Source organism: Chroogloeocystis siderophila 5.2 s.c.1, assembly GCF_001904655.1.
Taxonomy (GTDB): domain Bacteria; phylum Cyanobacteriota; class Cyanobacteriia; order Cyanobacteriales; family Chroococcidiopsidaceae; genus Chroogloeocystis; species Chroogloeocystis siderophila.
The window spans coordinates 37,253-54,293 of record NZ_MRCC01000001.1; the positions used below are offsets into that span (position 1 = coordinate 37,253).

The 17,041-nt window shown below is 42.1% G+C and carries 19 protein-coding genes; 8 read left to right on the top strand and 11 right to left on the bottom strand.

The features are described from left to right. Positions 1–114: 114 nt before the first annotated feature. From guaA to NIES1031_RS24620, 3 genes are all read left to right on the top strand, one after another. Positions 115–1,662, top strand: a complete 1,548-nt coding sequence (gene guaA, locus NIES1031_RS00165) for a glutamine-hydrolyzing GMP synthase (protein ID WP_218596624.1) — start codon at positions 115–117, stop codon at positions 1,660–1,662. A gap of 648 nt (positions 1,663–2,310) precedes the next feature. After that, positions 2,311–3,342, top strand: coding sequence for a linear amide C-N hydrolase (locus NIES1031_RS00170; RefSeq protein ID WP_236738658.1), 1,032 nt, complete (start codon positions 2,311–2,313; stop codon positions 3,340–3,342). A gap of 421 nt (positions 3,343–3,763) precedes the next feature. Next, positions 3,764–4,180 carry a class I SAM-dependent methyltransferase gene (locus NIES1031_RS24620; RefSeq protein WP_073547562.1) on the top strand — a complete coding sequence of 139 codons (417 nt, stop codon included), beginning with the start codon at positions 3,764–3,766 and terminating at the stop codon, positions 4,178–4,180. A gap of 3 nt (positions 4,181–4,183) precedes the next feature. Here NIES1031_RS24620 and NIES1031_RS00180 read toward each other — a convergent pair whose 3' ends face one another. After that, positions 4,184–4,732 (bottom strand): IS5/IS1182 family transposase, encoded by a 549-nt coding sequence (locus NIES1031_RS00180; protein WP_073547563.1) that lies wholly within the window; start codon positions 4,730–4,732, stop codon positions 4,184–4,186. Further along, positions 4,705–4,923, bottom strand: a complete 219-nt coding sequence (locus NIES1031_RS26260) for a transposase (protein ID WP_143167681.1) — start codon at positions 4,921–4,923, stop codon at positions 4,705–4,707. The genes NIES1031_RS00180 and NIES1031_RS26260 overlap by 28 nt, the downstream gene beginning before the upstream one ends. A gap of 337 nt (positions 4,924–5,260) precedes the next feature. Between NIES1031_RS26260 and NIES1031_RS24625 the strand changes: the two genes are divergently transcribed. Both NIES1031_RS24625 and NIES1031_RS00195 read left to right on the top strand, forming a co-directional pair. Further along, positions 5,261–5,515 (top strand): cyclic nucleotide-binding domain-containing protein, encoded by a 255-nt coding sequence (locus tag NIES1031_RS24625; protein ID WP_218596608.1) that lies wholly within the window; start codon positions 5,261–5,263, stop codon positions 5,513–5,515. Positions 5,516–5,602: 87 nt separating this feature from the next. Next, positions 5,603–6,016, top strand: a complete 414-nt coding sequence (locus NIES1031_RS00195) for an ester cyclase (RefSeq protein ID WP_073547564.1) — start codon at positions 5,603–5,605, stop codon at positions 6,014–6,016. A gap of 160 nt (positions 6,017–6,176) precedes the next feature. On the opposite strand, the gene cdf31 is transcribed toward NIES1031_RS00195, so the two are convergent. Further along, positions 6,177–7,097: a CDF family zinc efflux transporter Cdf31 gene (gene cdf31, locus NIES1031_RS00200; RefSeq protein WP_073547565.1), complete on the bottom strand. Its 921-nt coding sequence runs from the start codon at positions 7,095–7,097 to the stop codon at positions 6,177–6,179. Positions 7,098–7,211: 114 nt separating this feature from the next. Between cdf31 and NIES1031_RS00205 the strand changes: the two genes are divergently transcribed. Further along, entirely contained in the window at positions 7,212–7,559 is a 348-nt protein-coding gene (locus NIES1031_RS00205) for a hypothetical protein (RefSeq protein ID WP_073547566.1), read from the top strand. Positions 7,560–7,800: 241 nt separating this feature from the next. Here NIES1031_RS00205 and NIES1031_RS00210 read toward each other — a convergent pair whose 3' ends face one another. The 4 genes from NIES1031_RS00210 to NIES1031_RS00225 all read right to left on the bottom strand — a co-directional run bounded on the left by NIES1031_RS00210 (position 7,801) and on the right by NIES1031_RS00225 (position 10,649). Continuing rightward, positions 7,801–8,034, bottom strand: a complete 234-nt coding sequence (locus NIES1031_RS00210) for a DUF4327 family protein (RefSeq protein WP_073547567.1) — start codon at positions 8,032–8,034, stop codon at positions 7,801–7,803. Positions 8,035–8,358: 324 nt separating this feature from the next. Then, positions 8,359–9,915, bottom strand: coding sequence for a glycoside hydrolase family 3 protein (locus NIES1031_RS00215; RefSeq protein ID WP_073547568.1), 1,557 nt, complete (start codon positions 9,913–9,915; stop codon positions 8,359–8,361). 62 nt (positions 9,916–9,977) lie between these two features. Then, positions 9,978–10,385 (bottom strand): 30S ribosome-binding factor RbfA, encoded by a 408-nt coding sequence (gene rbfA, locus NIES1031_RS00220; protein ID WP_073547569.1) that lies wholly within the window; start codon positions 10,383–10,385, stop codon positions 9,978–9,980. Positions 10,386–10,442: 57 nt separating this feature from the next. After that, positions 10,443–10,649: a DUF751 family protein gene (locus NIES1031_RS00225; protein ID WP_073547570.1), complete on the bottom strand. Its 207-nt coding sequence runs from the start codon at positions 10,647–10,649 to the stop codon at positions 10,443–10,445. A gap of 250 nt (positions 10,650–10,899) precedes the next feature. On the opposite strand from NIES1031_RS00225, the gene NIES1031_RS00230 reads away from it, so the two are divergent. Further along, on the top strand, positions 10,900–11,730 hold the full coding sequence (locus NIES1031_RS00230) for a DNA adenine methylase (RefSeq protein ID WP_073547571.1): 831 nt from the start codon (positions 10,900–10,902) through the stop codon (positions 11,728–11,730). Here NIES1031_RS00230 and NIES1031_RS00235 read toward each other — a convergent pair. Continuing rightward, complete coding sequence (locus NIES1031_RS00235; protein WP_073547572.1) at positions 11,727–12,212, bottom strand: PD-(D/E)XK nuclease superfamily protein; 486 nt, start codon at positions 12,210–12,212, stop codon at positions 11,727–11,729. The genes NIES1031_RS00230 and NIES1031_RS00235 overlap by 4 nt on opposite strands. A gap of 72 nt (positions 12,213–12,284) precedes the next feature. After that, on the bottom strand, positions 12,285–13,184 hold the full coding sequence (locus NIES1031_RS00240) for a metallophosphoesterase (RefSeq protein WP_073547573.1): 900 nt from the start codon (positions 13,182–13,184) through the stop codon (positions 12,285–12,287). A gap of 82 nt (positions 13,185–13,266) precedes the next feature. Between NIES1031_RS00240 and NIES1031_RS00245 the strand changes: the two genes are divergently transcribed. Next, positions 13,267–14,226, top strand: a complete 960-nt coding sequence (locus NIES1031_RS00245) for a hypothetical protein (protein WP_218596609.1) — start codon at positions 13,267–13,269, stop codon at positions 14,224–14,226. Positions 14,227–14,313: 87 nt separating this feature from the next. Here NIES1031_RS00245 and NIES1031_RS00250 read toward each other — a convergent pair whose 3' ends face one another. Both NIES1031_RS00250 and NIES1031_RS00255 read right to left on the bottom strand, forming a co-directional pair. After that, complete coding sequence (locus NIES1031_RS00250; RefSeq protein WP_073547574.1) at positions 14,314–15,000, bottom strand: N-acetylmannosamine-6-phosphate 2-epimerase; 687 nt, start codon at positions 14,998–15,000, stop codon at positions 14,314–14,316. Between the two features lie 51 nt (positions 15,001–15,051). After that, a complete protein-coding gene (locus NIES1031_RS00255) occupies positions 15,052–17,001 on the bottom strand; it encodes a GAF domain-containing sensor histidine kinase (protein ID WP_073547575.1) in 1,950 nt (649 codons plus the stop codon). Positions 17,002–17,041 lie beyond the last annotated feature (40 nt).

Consider the following 17,041-nt stretch of genomic DNA (forward strand, 5'->3'; position numbering starts at 1 on the left):
CAAGATAGAAAATTTTAACCTTTGCCGCTGCAAACCTTCTCCATCGGAACTCCATCTGTGACTATCCAGACACAAACACCGCCTCAAACGACTTTAAAGCAGCTGGATCGCCAAATGATCGTCATCTTGGACTTCGGCTCTCAATACTCTGAACTCATCGCCCGCCGTATTCGGGAAACGCAAGTTTATTCAGAGGTGGTTTCCTATCGCACGACTGCTGAACAACTACAGCAACTCAACCCCAAGGGAATTATCCTTTCAGGAGGACCTAATTCAGTCTACGACGTCGGCGCTCCGCAATGCGATTCCCAAATTTGGGAGTTGGGTATTCCGATTCTGGGTGTTTGTTACGGAATGCAGTTGATGGTTAATCAACTCGGTGGCAGTGTCGTTCGTGCTGAACGCGGCGAGTATGGTAAAGCCTCACTTTTGATTGACGATCCGACTGATTTACTGACAAACGTCGAAGATGGCACGATCATGTGGATGAGTCACGGAGACTCGTGTACCGCATTACCAGAAGGGTTTGAGGTTTTAGCGCACACAGAAAATACTTCGTGTGCAGCGATCGCGCACCACGAGAAAAAGCTTTACGGCGTACAGTTTCATCCAGAAGTTGTGCATTCGTTGGGTGGAATGGCGTTGATTCGGAATTTTGTCTATCACATTTGCGACTGCGAACCAACGTGGACAACGGAAGCTTTTGTTGATGAAGCAATTCGCGAAATTCGTGCCAAAGTAGGCGATAAGCGGGTCTTACTTGCGCTTTCTGGTGGTGTCGATTCTTCGACGTTAGCTTTTTTACTTCATAAAGCAATTGGCGATCAGTTGACATGTGTCTTTATTGACCAAGGCTTTATGCGTAAGCTAGAGCCAGAACGGTTAGTCAAGTTATTTCAAGAACAGTTTCACATACCAGTAGAGTATGTTAAGGCGCGCGATCGCTTTTTGGCAGCGATCGCCGGTGTCACCGATCCTGAAGAAAAACGCCGCCGCATCGGACACGAATTTATCAAAGCCTTTGAAGATGCTTCCAAGCGCTTAGGACCTTTTGATTATTTAGCACAAGGAACTTTGTATCCTGATGTCATCGAATCGGCAGATACAAATGTTGACCCGAAAACTGGGGAACGTGTCGCTGTGAAAATTAAGAGTCACCACAACGTCGGTGGCTTACCCAAAGACTTACGCTTTAAGCTGGTTGAACCACTACGCAAATTATTTAAAGATGAAGTGCGTAAAGTTGGGCGTTCAATCGGTTTACCCGACGAAATTGTTCAACGACAGCCGTTTCCAGGTCCAGGTTTAGCAATTCGGATTTTAGGCGAAGTGACAGAAGAGCGCTTGGAAATTTTACGCGATGCCGATTTAATTGTGCGTCAAGAAATTAACCGCAATGGTATTTACAATCAGTTATGGCAAGCGTTCGCAGTATTACTACCAATTCGTAGTGTTGGCGTCATGGGCGATCAGCGTACTTATGCGTATCCGATTGTTTTACGTTTGGTTTCCAGCGAAGATGGGATGACTGCGGATTGGGCGCGAGTTCCTTACGACTTACTAGAGACGATTTCTAACCGCATTGTTAACGAAGTTCGCGGCGTGAATCGCGTCGTTTACGACATTACTTCCAAGCCCCCAGGAACAATCGAGTGGGAGTAGTTTATTAAGTTATCAAGCTGAGAAACGACCCTCTTAAAAAGGTTTTTGCCTTAATCAATCTCAACACTGTTTAAGAAGTACTGAGATTGTTCTGATTTTACATGACAGATAAATGCCTTACGAACATTTGAACTCAATAAAACCTGATTCAAAAATGGTAGAATTACTAGCAAAATAGTCATAACGGAAAAATAGCTATTTGTTTTTCTATAGAGATTAATTGTAAGCTGCAAAAGCGAAAAAAATAATAAAATTGTGTAGTTTAATTACCTAAATTCTGATAATAAATACATTAAGTAAATAGGCACTCTAGCCAGCTAAGTAAATGGGACAAATAAACGTAACATCAAACTTGGTAGCTAATAATTGGTAGTTGGCTGAAAAGGCAACTTGCTTTGGAGTTACCGCGTTTCCGATAACCCGTTACCCAATTAGATAGGTGTGACACTTAATTGTGCCTACATACATAGATGTTAGAACTAGTTTGCAAATAGGCAGAGTCTAGAATTCCAATTCTTTCCTATGAATTAAGACCTTGCCGCTAAACCATAGTCAGTAAGAGCTTATTTTGCCAAAAAATAGACGTATTTAAGAGAGATTCTATTGATGATGCGACCAACTATAATTCTTCAATCTGTAGTTAGTACAATGTTTGCATTAACACTGGGGCAAATGCAGCATATACCCGCTGTGATCGCCTGCACTCGTGTTGTTTATCTTGGAGCAGACAATACGGTTTTCACTGCACGCAGTATGGATTGGAAAAGTGAAATGCCAACTAACCTTTGGGTTTTCCCACGAGGTGTAGAGCGCAATGGTATTGCTGGTCCGAACTCAATTGCATGGACTTCTAAGTATGGTAGCGTCATCGCATCAGGTTTTGATGCTGGTACAGCAGACGGCATGAACGAGAGAGGCTTAGTTGCTAACCTACTTTATCTTGTTGAGTCAGAGTATGTTACACCGACTAAAAATGACCCACGTAAACCACTATCGATTTCCCTATGGGCGCAGTACTTCCTCGATAACTACGCCACTGTTACGGAAGCCGTGCAAGCGATGCGTCAGGAACCCTTTTATGTTGTTACGACAATGACTCCAGACGGAAAACCTGGACAATTGCACTTGTCTATCTCCGATGCTACAGGCGACTCAGCCATTTTTGAATATGTGGATGGAAAACTTCAGATTCATCACAACCGGAATTATCAGGTAATGACCAACTCTCCTATTTACGAACAGCAGCTTGCTCTCAATGATTACTGGGAGCAAATCGGGGGACTGACAATGTTACCAGGAACGAATCGTGCAGCTGATCGCTTTGTACGTGCTTCATTTTATATTAAAGCAATTCCCCAAACATCTGACATTAATGAGGCAACTGCTAGCGTTTTTTCAGTAATTCGTAATGTATCTGTTCCTAGGGGAATTTCCACCCCTGGAGAACCCAATATTTCCTCAACGCTCTGGCGTACGGTTGCAGACCACAAAAACAAGCGGTATTTCTTTGAATCAACTCGCACTCCCAACGTGTTCTGGGTAAATATGTCTGATCTCAATTTTACAAAAGGAGCAGCAACGATGAAACTGACGCTCACAGATGGTGCTGTTTATGCTGGCAATGTAGCAGCAAAATTCCAACCTACTAAACCTTTTGCTTTTCTACCATCAGTAAAATAAATACAGCCACGCCCGCTTTTGCTGCTCACAAGAAGAGGATCGTTCTGTAGCTATCTTTTATCAAGCAGTACCGCATCTTTAGCGATCGCCTTGTCTAGCCTCTCGATTGAGTAACATTGAATGAGAATAGTGCATACTGTGATGTAGCAGTGTCCAGATTCTCTGCTCATTATTAGTTATGTACGACGACATTGCCAGCCTTTATCATCTTGTATACCCTGACTGCAATGAAGCTATCAAACAGCAGGGTTCTGCGCTAAACAGTGTCATTTGCAATTTGATAGGTTCAGCACCACTATCAATTCTTGACTTGATGTTTTCTGCGGTATTGGAACGCAAGCATTAGGACTCGCAGCTTTAGGACATAATGTAACAGCATCTAATTTATCAGCAGCAGCGATTAGTCGAGCACAAAAGAGCGGTGTCACGCGGACTTGAAATTACGTTTAAAGTCGCAGATATGCGACAGTGCGCCCAAACGCATGGTTCTGGATTTGATGTCGTGTTAAGCGCCGATAACTCCTTGCCACACCTTCCTGGAGAAGATGAGATCCGAGTTGCACTTCAAGGTTTCTACCAGTGTTTGCGGCAAGATGGAGTGGCGATCGTGAGCCTGCGCGAGTATCTTGAAGATGAGGATCGATCCTCTCCGCAAATGTGGTCATATGGGTTTCGTTATGACGGAGGCGATCGCTATTTTGTGTTTCAAACTCGTGATTGGAATGGTAATGCTTACGACGTTGCAATGTATTTTGTGCGTGAGGTAAAGCAAGGTACTCCTGCTAGCGTTATTGCTGGATTATCTCGTTACTATGCGATTACTATAGAACCCATTTGAGATCTAGGAGGAAGCTGCAAGTCTCTTAAGCATGAGCCTGATGAAACAAAGATTGAGCTTGGCAGTTGCATTCGATAAGGTTCTCTCAAAGTTTTTGACGAGGATTTTGCATCGCTCCATCCAAGCATTTGACCGTTCTATCACCCACCTAGCTACAGTTGGGACAAATCCAGATTTCCCTTGTGCTGCCTTCTGTTGTTTCGAGGGTTTCGTCGCTCGTTCAAACCTGATTTTCGTCATAATCTGGGGATAAACTTGCTCCAACTGCTCAATCAAATAGTCAACGTGATAGCCGTGGTCTAGCAGGATGGTGAGCTTGGGAATATTAACGGGTTTTGACTTGAAGTAGTTGATGTTGAGCGTCAACATCTCAAGTAATCCTGCATCATCCGAGACATTGGCTCTTGTGCAATGGGTAAAGAAGGGAAACCCAAGAATATCAATGGTGAGATGCCTTTTAATCCCATTGGTCGCTTTGTAAAAACAGTATCCTTTCGAGTTTACACCCGCATTACAAGTGTTTTTCACCGCTTGGGAGTCAATGATGAGCAAGGTTGTCCACTTGGGCTTTTTTTAACTTGTTGCCGCACTTGTCCATGTAAAACACTCATCAGTTGCTCGAACACTCCCGCTGCTCTCCAATGAATGCAAGTGCCAATAGACCGTTGAGATGGAGGAAAGTCTTTGGGTAAGTCTTGCCAATTGCAACCATTCTTGAGTTGATAGAGGATTCCATCAAGAATCTCTCGCTTTGTCCAGGTAGTGTAGGCTCAATGTACGAACCATTTTATAAATTTATTCAACAGCTTTCGCCTGACTTTAAAATTGATGTCATGCATATTGAGCCGCTACTAAAAGTAAAAACAATTTATAAGGGAGAATTTCTCTTTCAGGAAAATGATATATGTGAATTTGTCGGCTTCACCCTCAAAGGTTGTCTAAGAACCTTTTTTTATAAAAGAAGGAAAAGAATATACTCTTTTTTTTCACCCTGAACACTGATCAGTAGGCGATTATGAAAGTTTCCGCAAGCAAAAGCCTGCGTGTTTCTCGTGTCAGGCGATTGAGGATTCTGAAGTTTTGATTGTCAACCATCAAGTATTTAATGCTTTTGAGGAATTACTAGATGGTCAAAGATTTTTGAGACTTCATGCAGAGAATCTCGCGTTTATGCTGCGCGATAAATTGCTTTCTCTTTTTAGAGATTCGCCAGAACAGCGTTATCTTGACCTAATTCAATCAGAATCTGAATTGCAGCGTATTCCTCAATATTATCTAGCATCATATCTCGGTATTGAGCCAGAATCGCTCAGTCGATTAAAACGGAGAATTTAACAGAAAAGAACTTCTTAACTCAGGTCAATGCGAGTCATGAGGTTTGCAAAGTAAATTTGCAACAAGATACTTCAAAAAGAACCTACGATGTCGTTAAAACAAAATAAATTGATTGTCCTGCAAGCTTACGAAGCTTTTGATCGCGGAGATATCGAAACAGGTAAAGCGTTAATTGCTTCAGATATTACTGGTTGTGTGATGGGAAGTCACGAACTCAAAGGGGCTGATGCTTTCTTTGAGTATGCGCTAAAAATGCGTCAGGCTTTTCCAGATGGTCGTCACACGTTTGAAGATGCGATCGCTGAAGATGATAAAGTCGTTACGCGGGGAATATTCTGTGGAACTCATTTAGCAGAAATTATGAATGTTCCCCCGACAGGAAAGCAAGTGACATTTTCAGTTGTTCATATTGATCGCGTTGTCAATGGTAAGGTTGTAGAACATTGGGGACACGCTGACATGATGGTTTTAATGCAACAGTTAGGTGTGGTCAACTCTTAAGTACTAGGTGTGAGTTCATTCTTAAACATGAATCATAATACATAGTCTCCGAAAGTATGACAAGCACACTTAAATAGAGATTTGAGAAGGTAAGATATGTCTTACGCGTAATTCACGAGGGTAAACTTTGTTTGTCTAGCGGCGAATTTATTCGCCAAGCTTATAATTTAGCTTCGTAGCTAATGCGATCGCTCTCATAGTCTGGCGGTTCAATATGAATAGAAATGCGTACAGGGCTAAATTTTTCTATTAGCTTTGCTTCGACTTCTTCAGTTATTTTATGCGCTGTTGCTACGTCTGTTGCATCAACGATTAAATGCATTTCAATAAAAACTTGTCGCCCGACAACACCTCTTGAAGCAATATCGTGACAGTTAATAACACCAGGAACTTGCATGACAAGTTTATAAATTGCTTCAGGTGCGATCGCCATTTCATCAACAAGCCAAGGTAGATTTTCTTTGAGTACTGACCAACCGCTTTTAAAGACGAGTAATGCTACCGGAAAAGCTAAAATGACATCCAACCATTGCAGTTGTGGTAAGTTTAAAATGTTTCCCTGCCATATGCTAACTAACCCAACAAGTACAGTAATTGTTACCCAAACATCGCTCATTGTATGTTTGGCATCAGCGATTAAAATTGGACTACCTACGCGTTGACCGACGGTACGTTCGTAGAAGGCAACAAATATATTAACACCGAGTACAATTAGCAGTAACCATAATTCTGATGAGGATATGCTTACAGGATCACCTTCATTGAGAATTCGCTCAATCGCACTCTGAAGAATTTCAAAGCAAGCAATACCTAAAAACGCAGCAATTCCTAACGCACCTACAGCTTCAAATTTGAGATGTCCGTAAGGGTGGTCGCGATCAGGTTGAGGTGACGAAAAACGACTGGCAATTAGTCCTAAGATATTATTAGCGCCATCTGTCACGCTATGTAATGCATCAGCCTGTAAGCTTAGGGAACCACTCCACCAACCCACGACAGCTTTTAATGTCATTACGAATAGATTAAGTATCAGCGTAATGAGTAACACCTTTTGCACCGTTGCACGGCGATCTTTAACCATATAATTTTTCTCATTTCATTTCGGCTAGAAAACTGCTTGATCTACGCACAGATCATCCGAGGAAATGCAGCATAACAGGTAACATAAAGTAGCACGTTTCGATAATTTACGCTTATGTCCTCTAAGTTGACTTTGAACTTGGTTGAGGGTTCAGTCTCTTTTAGTTTCTCTCCAGAAGCTGCGCGCGAGTTACAAAGTGCGATCGCACAATTGATGCAAAGTCTCAAAGCTGTTAGTACTAAAATGACTCCTGGTGCTAAAGCGACTCCGCAACAGTCTTTGGAGTATCGTTATACGGGTGAAGTCTTTCTAGAGATTTTTTGTAATCCTAATATCTGGGCGACACCTTTTGCCGCTAAAGTGTTGATTACGCTGCGAGATGCGCATATTCGTCTCACGACTGAAGCTGAACTGACTCGCGTTAGCGAAGACCTCAACCTCTATTTGGAACAGGTTAGTTAAAGCCTAACGGTTGCGATCGCTAGTTCTACTAAAATTTGTCAAATAAAAAATTGCTTTGCCTGAAGCAAAACAATCTATCAACTGATGAATAGCTATAACAAGTCTCAGTGATTGTCAGGTGGGGTAGAACTTGGTAATAGGATGTAAATGGCTTATGTGCTAAATGAATTTGTTTATAACTTCGCTTGTAGGTTAGCGATCGCCACATCAAATTGGCTCTTTTAGCCAAAGAACAGACAACTTAATCGTTCTCCCATTCCTCGTGACCTAAAAGGTCGCCAATCCGATCGCGTAGCAGGAAATCGCATTTTTCTAGTTCTCCTTCCAGACAAACCCATTCGCGGGGCGGAATGAATTGACACAATGTGTAGATTGGTTGTTGACGGCTGATCACTCCTTTTTGCACCAGACGACGCACCTCGTCTTGAATCACGTCTAACGAGTACCGAACAGGTGGCAATGTATTCACACTCATAATTTTTGACCCAGAAATAGTTGGGAATATAATATTCAAAGCATTCAGTCAGACTAGCTAATTATTTTTATTGTAATTTTGCTATTTGTAGTTTGCTATACTGAACTTTTTTTATTTTCGTCCTTTCCTCTCTACTATAATATTAATAAATATTGCTGGAGTCAAGAAAACGTGACAATTTCACCTATAAAGTTATTGAAGTAAAACAATAGATCAGTTTGATTGACACTGCTATTGACAAGTAATGACCTAATATTCATTCTGGCTATTCTATTTATAGGTGAGGAAGCGCGATCAAAAATTTCTATCGAAAGATAGAAAGCTTTATACTTTGAATAAAGTATTCATAATTGTTAATTGAGCCGCAGGCATTTGCCCATAAGAAAACAAACAAGGTACGGTTGTGGGTAAGCCTGGCATAAACTCTTCAACTATGTACGGACTACCGTAGACGATTAAGGCTTGCAAATTCCCTAATTGTAATAATCTCTTAAACAAATCCTGGGCTACTTGCGTTAAACCGGCGCTACCTCGGAAGGGATTTCCTCGAATAAATAACTGTAATAAGGTAGCTTGACGGATATCAATATCGGGAATTGAAGTGTGACAATCGACAAGTTCTGTCGTATAACCAAACCGTTGTGGCAGCGCGATCGCTGGACTAATTTCACTTAAAAAATGAGAGTTAAGTAGATTATCAACAACAATTAAGTTACGTAAATTGTCTGAAGTGGAGTCGGTACGGATTGGCGTAGAACCAGAGACAACCTGCGTTTCGCGCACAATCGCGCTCACTGCGGCTACTGCTGAAGGTTGTGCTAATTCGAACAATCGGGGTGTGGCATACTCAACTTGTTGCTTAGCGTGCCAAATCCGTTCTAAAGAAGCACGAATTCGATCTTCCGAAATGCGATCGCGTGCAACTGCTTCGCATACGGCTTGAATTGCGGCTTCGGGTTTGAGAGGCATTAATAAAATATCTGCGCCGGCTTCTACGGCTAAAACGGCGGCTTCTTCGGTTCCGTAGCGGTTAGCGATCGCGCCCATAATTAACGCATCAGTGACAATCAATCCGTCAAATCCTAGCTGTTTGCGCAATTGTTGCGTTAAGATTTTTTGCGAGAGTGTCGCGGGGTATTCGCTATCCCAAGCGGGAATCAACAGATGTGCGCTCATCACTGCATCAACGCCAGCGGCGATCGCAGCTTGAAATGGTGGTAATTCAATTTTTGCTAATCTTTCAGGCGAATGTGGCAATATGGGTAAATCGAGATGCGAATCTGTGGCGGTGTCGCCGTGTCCTGGAAAATGCTTGGCGGCGGTGAGTACGGGGAATTTTTTAGCCCCTTGAATAAAAGCTGTCGATAAATGACTGACAATTTCTGGAGTTTCTCCAAACGCGCGAACATTAATTACTGGGTTTGCTGGATTGTTATTTACATCCACGACTGGCGCTAATACCCAATTAATGCCGGTTGCTAACGCTTCTTGTGCGGTGACAGCACCCATTTGCGATGCGTATTGTATTGCACGTGCGAGATCTCGTTGGGCGATCGCACTCAGCGCCATTGGCGGCGGAAACTCCGTTGCACCTGAAAAACGTTGTCCTACACCTTCTTCAATATCTGCGGCGATTAGTAAAGGAAATTTTGCCCAAGTTTGCAGTTGTTGCGATCGCAGCGCGATTTCTCCGGCACTACCTCCTAATAAGATAACGCCACCAACTCCAATTTCTAGCCAATGCTGCAACTTGACTGCGGGCGGTTCCCACTGCGGATACTGAATTTGGTGATCGAACAAATAGCCAGATGCGCGAACAACAACCATTTGGGCGACTTGTTCAGCGAGCGAAAGGCTATTAATATCAGGAAGTGATCGCATTACGGTAAATACTGCTAATGTGTATGCTTTAGCTTATTTTAAAAGCCATTAACAGTTAGCGTTTATTCATCATCAAATTCATCAACTTCTTCGATTGCGACTGCGTCATCAATTTGACGATTTTGATTGAGTTGGTTAATCAGCGATATAACTCTGTTACCGCGCTCAATTGAACGATCTTCTTGGAAAACAATTTCTGGGGTTCGCCGTAAGCGAACTCTTTGCCCTAATTCACTACGAACGTATCCAGTTGCGGATTTTAAGCCAGCCATTGTTTCGGCGCGTGCTTCATCGGTACCGTAGATACTGACAAAGACTTTGGCGTGTTGTAAATCGCCTGAAACATCAACATCTGTTACACTCACCATTCCTGCACCCACGCGATCATCTTTGATGTCGTGGAGTAGCATTTGGCTGACTTCGCGCTTGATTAATTCGGCAACGCGAGAAACGCGACGACTAGTAGCCATTTAGTTTCTACTTCCTCACTCTAAATGTTGTCTTTACTTATTCTTCCTCGCGCGCGCTTAAATGGGATCTATCCCTAGCATGGCACGCAGCGTAAATGTGACAAAAACGATCAACCCAATGAATACACTAATAAGTGCGATCGCGCTTACTGGGCGCTTAAATAACGGTGCTAGCGGTGCAAATGCGTTTAAAAATATCCCTAGGACAATACTAATAAAATAGCGGGGGTAGCGCGAGATGTTTTGCCAAAATCCATCAAACATCTTGTGTTATCAAAGTATTTTTGAGAGGTTTCTTATTTGCCTAATATTATATAACAGTCGTATTTGGTTATGAAATATTATTTTAAAACATAGACGCGCAGCAGCTTGCCGCAGTCTCCCACTGAGTCACAGAGTTTGCAGAGGTTAGAGAAAGAGAGAGGTTATATTTTTCTTGTTTCCATTATAATATTAATTTGATAGAAAAATCTATATTTGACTTTAAAACTTTATTCAAGTTACGTTTTTATTAATGTTAATTCAAGAAACTATTTATCCAAAACCTTTTCTCAAGTGGGCGGGTGGTAAAACCAAGTTAATTCAGCAATATCTCTCTTCATTTCCAAACAAGATTATCAACTACTATGAACCTTTTTTAGGAGGCGGTGCAGTTTTCTTTTACTTATATAATAATCATTCATTAAATTCTGCCTTTCTTTCGGATATTAATCCTGAGCTAGTTAATGCCTACTTGTGTATCAAAAATGATGTTGAAGTTGTTATCTCTTTGTTAAAACAACATCAGAAAAACCATAGTCGTGAATATTACTATTATATGCGCTCTTATACTACAGATAATTTTATAGAGCGAGCCGCACGGTTAATTTATTTAAATAAAACTTGCTTTAATGGCTTGTACCGTGAAAATTCTAAAGGTGAATTTAATGTACCGATGGGAAAATACAAAAATCCGCAGATTTGTCATCCTGAATTATTACGTGCTGTGGCAAATGCCTTACAAATAGCTCAAATAGAAGTAAGATCATTTGAGACAATCTTAAATTATGCTAATAGCAATGAAGATTTTGTGTACTTCGATCCTCCTTATTATCCTCTAAGTGAAACTAGTAACTTTACTGCATACAGTCGCGATGCTTTTCATAAAGACGATCAAATTAGATTAAAAGATGTATGTGTACAGTTAGCTCAAAGAGGAGTAAAAATAATGCAATCTAATTCTGATTGTCCTTTTATTAGAGAACTCTACAGAGATTTCAAAATTTATGAAATCAAGGCTTCTAGGGCAATTAACTCGAACGCCGCCAAGCGAGGAAAAATTTCAGAAGTATTAATTACTATCTAACAGATATTTTTATTAGCCCATGCAACAAAGCTTGATAAAGTATGAACGGCAAGTAGATTTTGATTTATACCCACTTGTGCTTTTAACCAAGCGATAGCTCCAGGCTTCATGCCTCCACCATCAATTAATACAATGGTTGGCGCTGGATAGCAAGTTTGAATATTTAAGTTTACATAAGGTAGTTTTTCATCAACCGAACCATTAGTTTGTTGCCATTTACATTCAATAATTAATCCAGAAGGAATTTTAGGAGTACCCATTATAAAAAAATCTGTATAAATGTCTGTACCATAAATTCCTTGTCCTATATAGACTTGCCTAGTGTATCGCTTAGATGAAGCTATGTAACTCGATAGTATTCTTAATCGCTGCTTTTTTGGCGAATTATCGCCAACAAGAATATACTCATGACCTAATAGAGTTCCTTCTACAGTTTTTTCTAAGACATTACCAAATATAGCTGCTTTCGCGCCTTGCGACACTTTTACCCTCAACTAGTCACCAAAGTTCTCATACTTTATAATTCCCAGAATGTAGCGAAAATGCTCCTCTGTTTATAATTGAACTACACCGCGATCAAAAACTTTGTTTTTAGTATCAATGGCAGAAATTTCGATGCGATCGCGATACACTTCGTACGCTGCAAAGCTGAGTTTTTCAGCGGAATGTTCTGTCCATTCTGAACGTCCTACTGGGCGAACTCCAGCACCTGCACCACAAGTTAAATAAGTTGTACCATTAAGCGCACGCGTGCGTTCGTAATTATGATCGTGTCCATTGATATATAATTGCACGTTGTATTTTTGAAAGAGCGGAGTTAAGTCTTTGATTAACTTTTGATTTTCGCCATAATGACCAGAAGAATAAATTTGGTGATGTCCAAACACAATTTTCCACGGTGCATCGCTGCGATTGAGTTCGGTTTCGAGCCAAGGTAGTTGTAATTTCCAATCAGCATTGTTGTTAGTATCTAAAGCAAAGAATTGCACTGCATCGCGCCGAAAAGTGTAATAGCGCCCTTGCATATTAAACCCTGGATACTTGACTTGCGGATCGCCATTCGCTGTGCGAATATCGTGATTTCCTAAACAAGCACGAAACTTAACACCTTGTTTTAATAAAGATTCATAAGGACGTTCAAAAACTGCACCTATTTTTTCGATTTCGCCGTCGTTGTAAATATTGTCTCCGGCTAAAATAGCTAAATCGAAAATATTTTGTTTGTGGTATTGTGTCATTGCTTGCGCAACTGCGTATTGACCTTTTGCACCGGTTCCTGTGTCGGCTAGTGAAATAAATCGTAAAATTGGTTCGGAGGCGATCGCTTGAGCTTGAGAAACTAAATTGAGATTAGGGTTGCGATCGCTGCTGTGGCTTTGAATTTTATTCAACAGCGCTATACTAAAACCACCAATACCACTGAGAAAGACAAACTGACGACGTTTGAGGGGCATAATTCACACCGTTGGGGAATCGAAACCTCACAATGATAGATTAAGGCTGAGTAGGCAGCAACGTCATAGTGCGACTTAATTGATGTGTAATCTACTGCCTGAGTATGGATTAATGTCACAACCACCCGATTCGCAACCGCAACAAAACACCCAAACGCCCCAACCTAAGACTAATTCAGGATTTGTCAAGAAACAGAGTGTGAAGATTCTGCGGGGGGCAATTAATGTTTTAGAAAAATTGGTAACAAAACTTGAAGCCGAACCAACCGCACCGACTACGCCAGTTGGGGAGCAACTGCACCGCGGATGGAGTCAAGTTTTAACTACGATTCGCAATTTTTTACCCGCAAATACTTCAATATCAGATACAGCCCTGACAAGTATCATTGCAGGAGTTGTCGTAGTTGTAGTAGGGACAACAGCTTTTCTCTTATCACCCAAATCACCGCCGCCTGAGGTTGCGGAGGTACCATCGATTCTTGTTCAAGAAGAACCAGCATCACCCCAACCAATTGCGGAATCAACACCAGAAGAACTTGAGCCGACAATACCACAATTAACTGCACCAGAATCGCCGCAGCCAAGTGCGGAATCACCACCAGAAGAACCTAAAATTCCTGCACCATCAGAATTAGTTGCACCAGAATCACCGCAACCAGTTACAGAAATTTTTTCGCCCGTACTTCCAGAAAGTACTTCTGAGCCAATGATAGAACCGATGCTACCCGTTGTAGAACCTACGCCCGAACAGAGTTTGATTGCAGCAATTGAAAAGCAAGTTGCCCAAGTGAGCGATCGCTATGGTGACGAGATTATTGAATCATTGCAAGCCAATTTTCCGGCGAATAGTCTCACGGTGACGTTAAAAACTGATTGGTACAACCTAGAACCATCACAACAAAATAAATTAACTGCGCAAATGTTTGAGCGAGCCAAGGAACTCGATTTTATCTATTTAGAAGTTATCGATCCCCAAGGCAATTTACTCGCACGTAGCCCAGTGATTGGGGAAAACATGGTGATTTTGAAACGCAAAGGATGAAATAAGAGCAGGGGTGCAGAGGTACAGAGGAAGCAGAGGAGTTAAGAAAATTCTATAAACTCAAAACTCATTACTAGCCACTAGCCCCTAACTAATCGCCGACCGATATGCTTTTACCAAATAATCAATTCCGGTAATCGCTGTACCGACAACAACGGCGTAGGCTCCGAGATCGAGTGCTTGACGTGCCATTTGGGGCGATGAAATACCGCCTTCACAAATTACTGGAACTACAAGTTTTTTTACCATTTGCGTTAACAGTTCCAAACCAGGTGGAGATAGGTGCGCAGTTTCTTGCGTGTAGCCGTAGAGCGTCGTTCCAACAATATCTGCACCCGCAGCAACCGCCGTGATCGCTGCTTCAATTGTATCGACATCTGCCATCACTGGTTTGCCGAGTTGGTGATGAATTTGTTGAATTAAAGAAGTCAGCGTTTCTCCTTCGGGGCGTTGGCGTTGAGTTGCATCAATGGCGATAATATCGGCTCCGGCTTGCGCGATCGCCGCTGCATGGTGAAACTGCGGTGTAATATACACGTCATAGCTGGGAATTTGTTGTTTCCACAGCCCAATAATGGGTACTGTACAGCGCTGTCTGACTGCACTAACGTGTGCAGGGGTATCAATTCTAACGCCTACGGCTCCTTGATTTTCCGCTGCTTGTGCGATTGCTGCAATCACTGTCGGCTCGTGTAATGGCGAGTCAACTGGCGCTTGACACGAAACAATTAAACCTTGCTTAAATTTTGCAATTACACTATTATTATCAGCCATAGAAATATTGATTATCAAATAATAAGGACAGGCAAGGTACTGCCTTGCCCATCACTCCTCGACTCTTGGCAACCAAACTGTAAAAATTGAACCATGACCGACAACTGATTCGACTTCGATACGTCCTTGGTGAAGTTCTACTAGATGTTTAGTGAGGGCTAGACCTAGCCCTGTTCCTTCGTACTGACGGCGGTATGGCGTATCTAGCTGTTGGAATTTCTCAAATAGTAGTGGTAGCTGATCTGTTGGAATGCCAATTCCTGTATCTTCAACTTGCAAGACAGCGATGTTGTGCTCTAGCCAAGCACGTAAAATCACTCGTCCGCCGGCTGGAGTAAATTTTACCGCATTGCTAAGAAGATTCCAGAGAATTTGTTGCACGCGTTTAAAGTCTGCGATGATGCGATCGCGCGACGTGTCAATTCTTAAATCTAAACAAAGATCGACCGCTTGCCGTGCTGCGATACTTCTAAAAGATTGCATACTCGCTTCGGCGATCGCGCTTAAAGAAAACTCGCTTTTCTCTAATAGTGTCTTACCCGCTTCCACTTCGGATAATGTCAAAATATCGTTGATCAACGCTAATAAATGTTCGCCGCTGTTGTGAATAGTGTCTAGATATTGGCGCTGACGCTCGGTTAATTGACCAAAAGACCAACGTAACAGTGTCGCAGATAACCCAATAATAGTTGTCAGTGGCGATCGCAATTCGTGACTCATCGTCGCCAAGAATTCGCTTTTGGCACGGTTTGCGGCTTGCGCGGCGATTAAAGCATCTTGCAGGGCTTGCGTACGTTGTGAAACTCGTTGTTCGAGCAATTGTTTTTCGCGTGTTAAAGATTGCATTAGTTCGGCTTGGTTAATCGCGATCGCTAGTTGTTCGGCGATTCTTTGCAGTAGTTTTTTTTCACTGTCACGCCAGTGGCGATCATGACATTGATGGGCGATCAGCAACCCCCACAGCTTTTCTTGCAAGACAATAGGTGCTGCTAGCTTTGCACGTACTTGACTCGCGCGCAAAAACTCTAGAAGACACTGCGAAAGGACATAAGTTTTTTCAATATCATCAACAGCGAGTGTAAAGCCTTTGCGATACTTCTCCCAACATTGCGAAGTTGGAATAAAACATCCTGCTTCGCGGTAATTTAACATTGATGGAATTGATTCGGCGGCACGGGCTTCATAAACAACACACCCCGAATGTTTTTGCCAAGTATTGCTAGCAGGAAGCCCTTGTGATGATGTCGCAATCCATTCGTGATCGCTATCTTGTGCAAACTGATAAATCATCAAGCGATCCAATTGCAGAAAATCACGGACGTGACTCACTGCCGTGGAAAGGATGACTGATAAATCTAAACTTTGACGAATTTGACTTGTGAGTTGGTTCAATAAGCGTTCGTGCGCAATTTGCTCTTTAAGTGCATCTTCTACAGGTTGACAGACAGATACAGAAGGATATTCGGCTTGTGGCGCAGCCGCTTTCTCTTTATTGAAGATAGATAACAATAAAAGTGTAAAGTAACTTTGCAGCCTGGTATCATTTGGTTGTACGCTTTGACAGTACTGCGCTAGTGTTTGGGACGCTTGAAAGTCGTGCTGAAGATTGTAGCTGAGTTGTTGCAGAAAATTAGCGATCGCATCGCGGTCAAACGTTAAATTGACATCGATGAGCGGCTCTTGCACGTCAAATGATAAAAATTCGGCAGGTAGTGAAAAGTATGCGGCGTCATCAGGATCTGGCATTTTGATTGAATTCTGAATGTTTGATTGTTCAGGTTCCTCTGGAAATCCCAACAGCAGCGCACTAAATCCTTGAGATATGATGACGATAAATTGTTGCTTCTTCTGAGGAACAGGAATTGATAAAAGGATGTCTTGTGTCAGCACCACAGCTTCCGTTTCCGCGACTTGAGCCATTTGATGCAACAACTGCTTTAGTTGCTCAAAAATTGCTAAGGGCAAAGTGCCACGAAAGCTCAAATCTTCAGGATGGAACATGCTCTGATGTTTATTGAATCTTGGCTAAATAGCTTTTCAC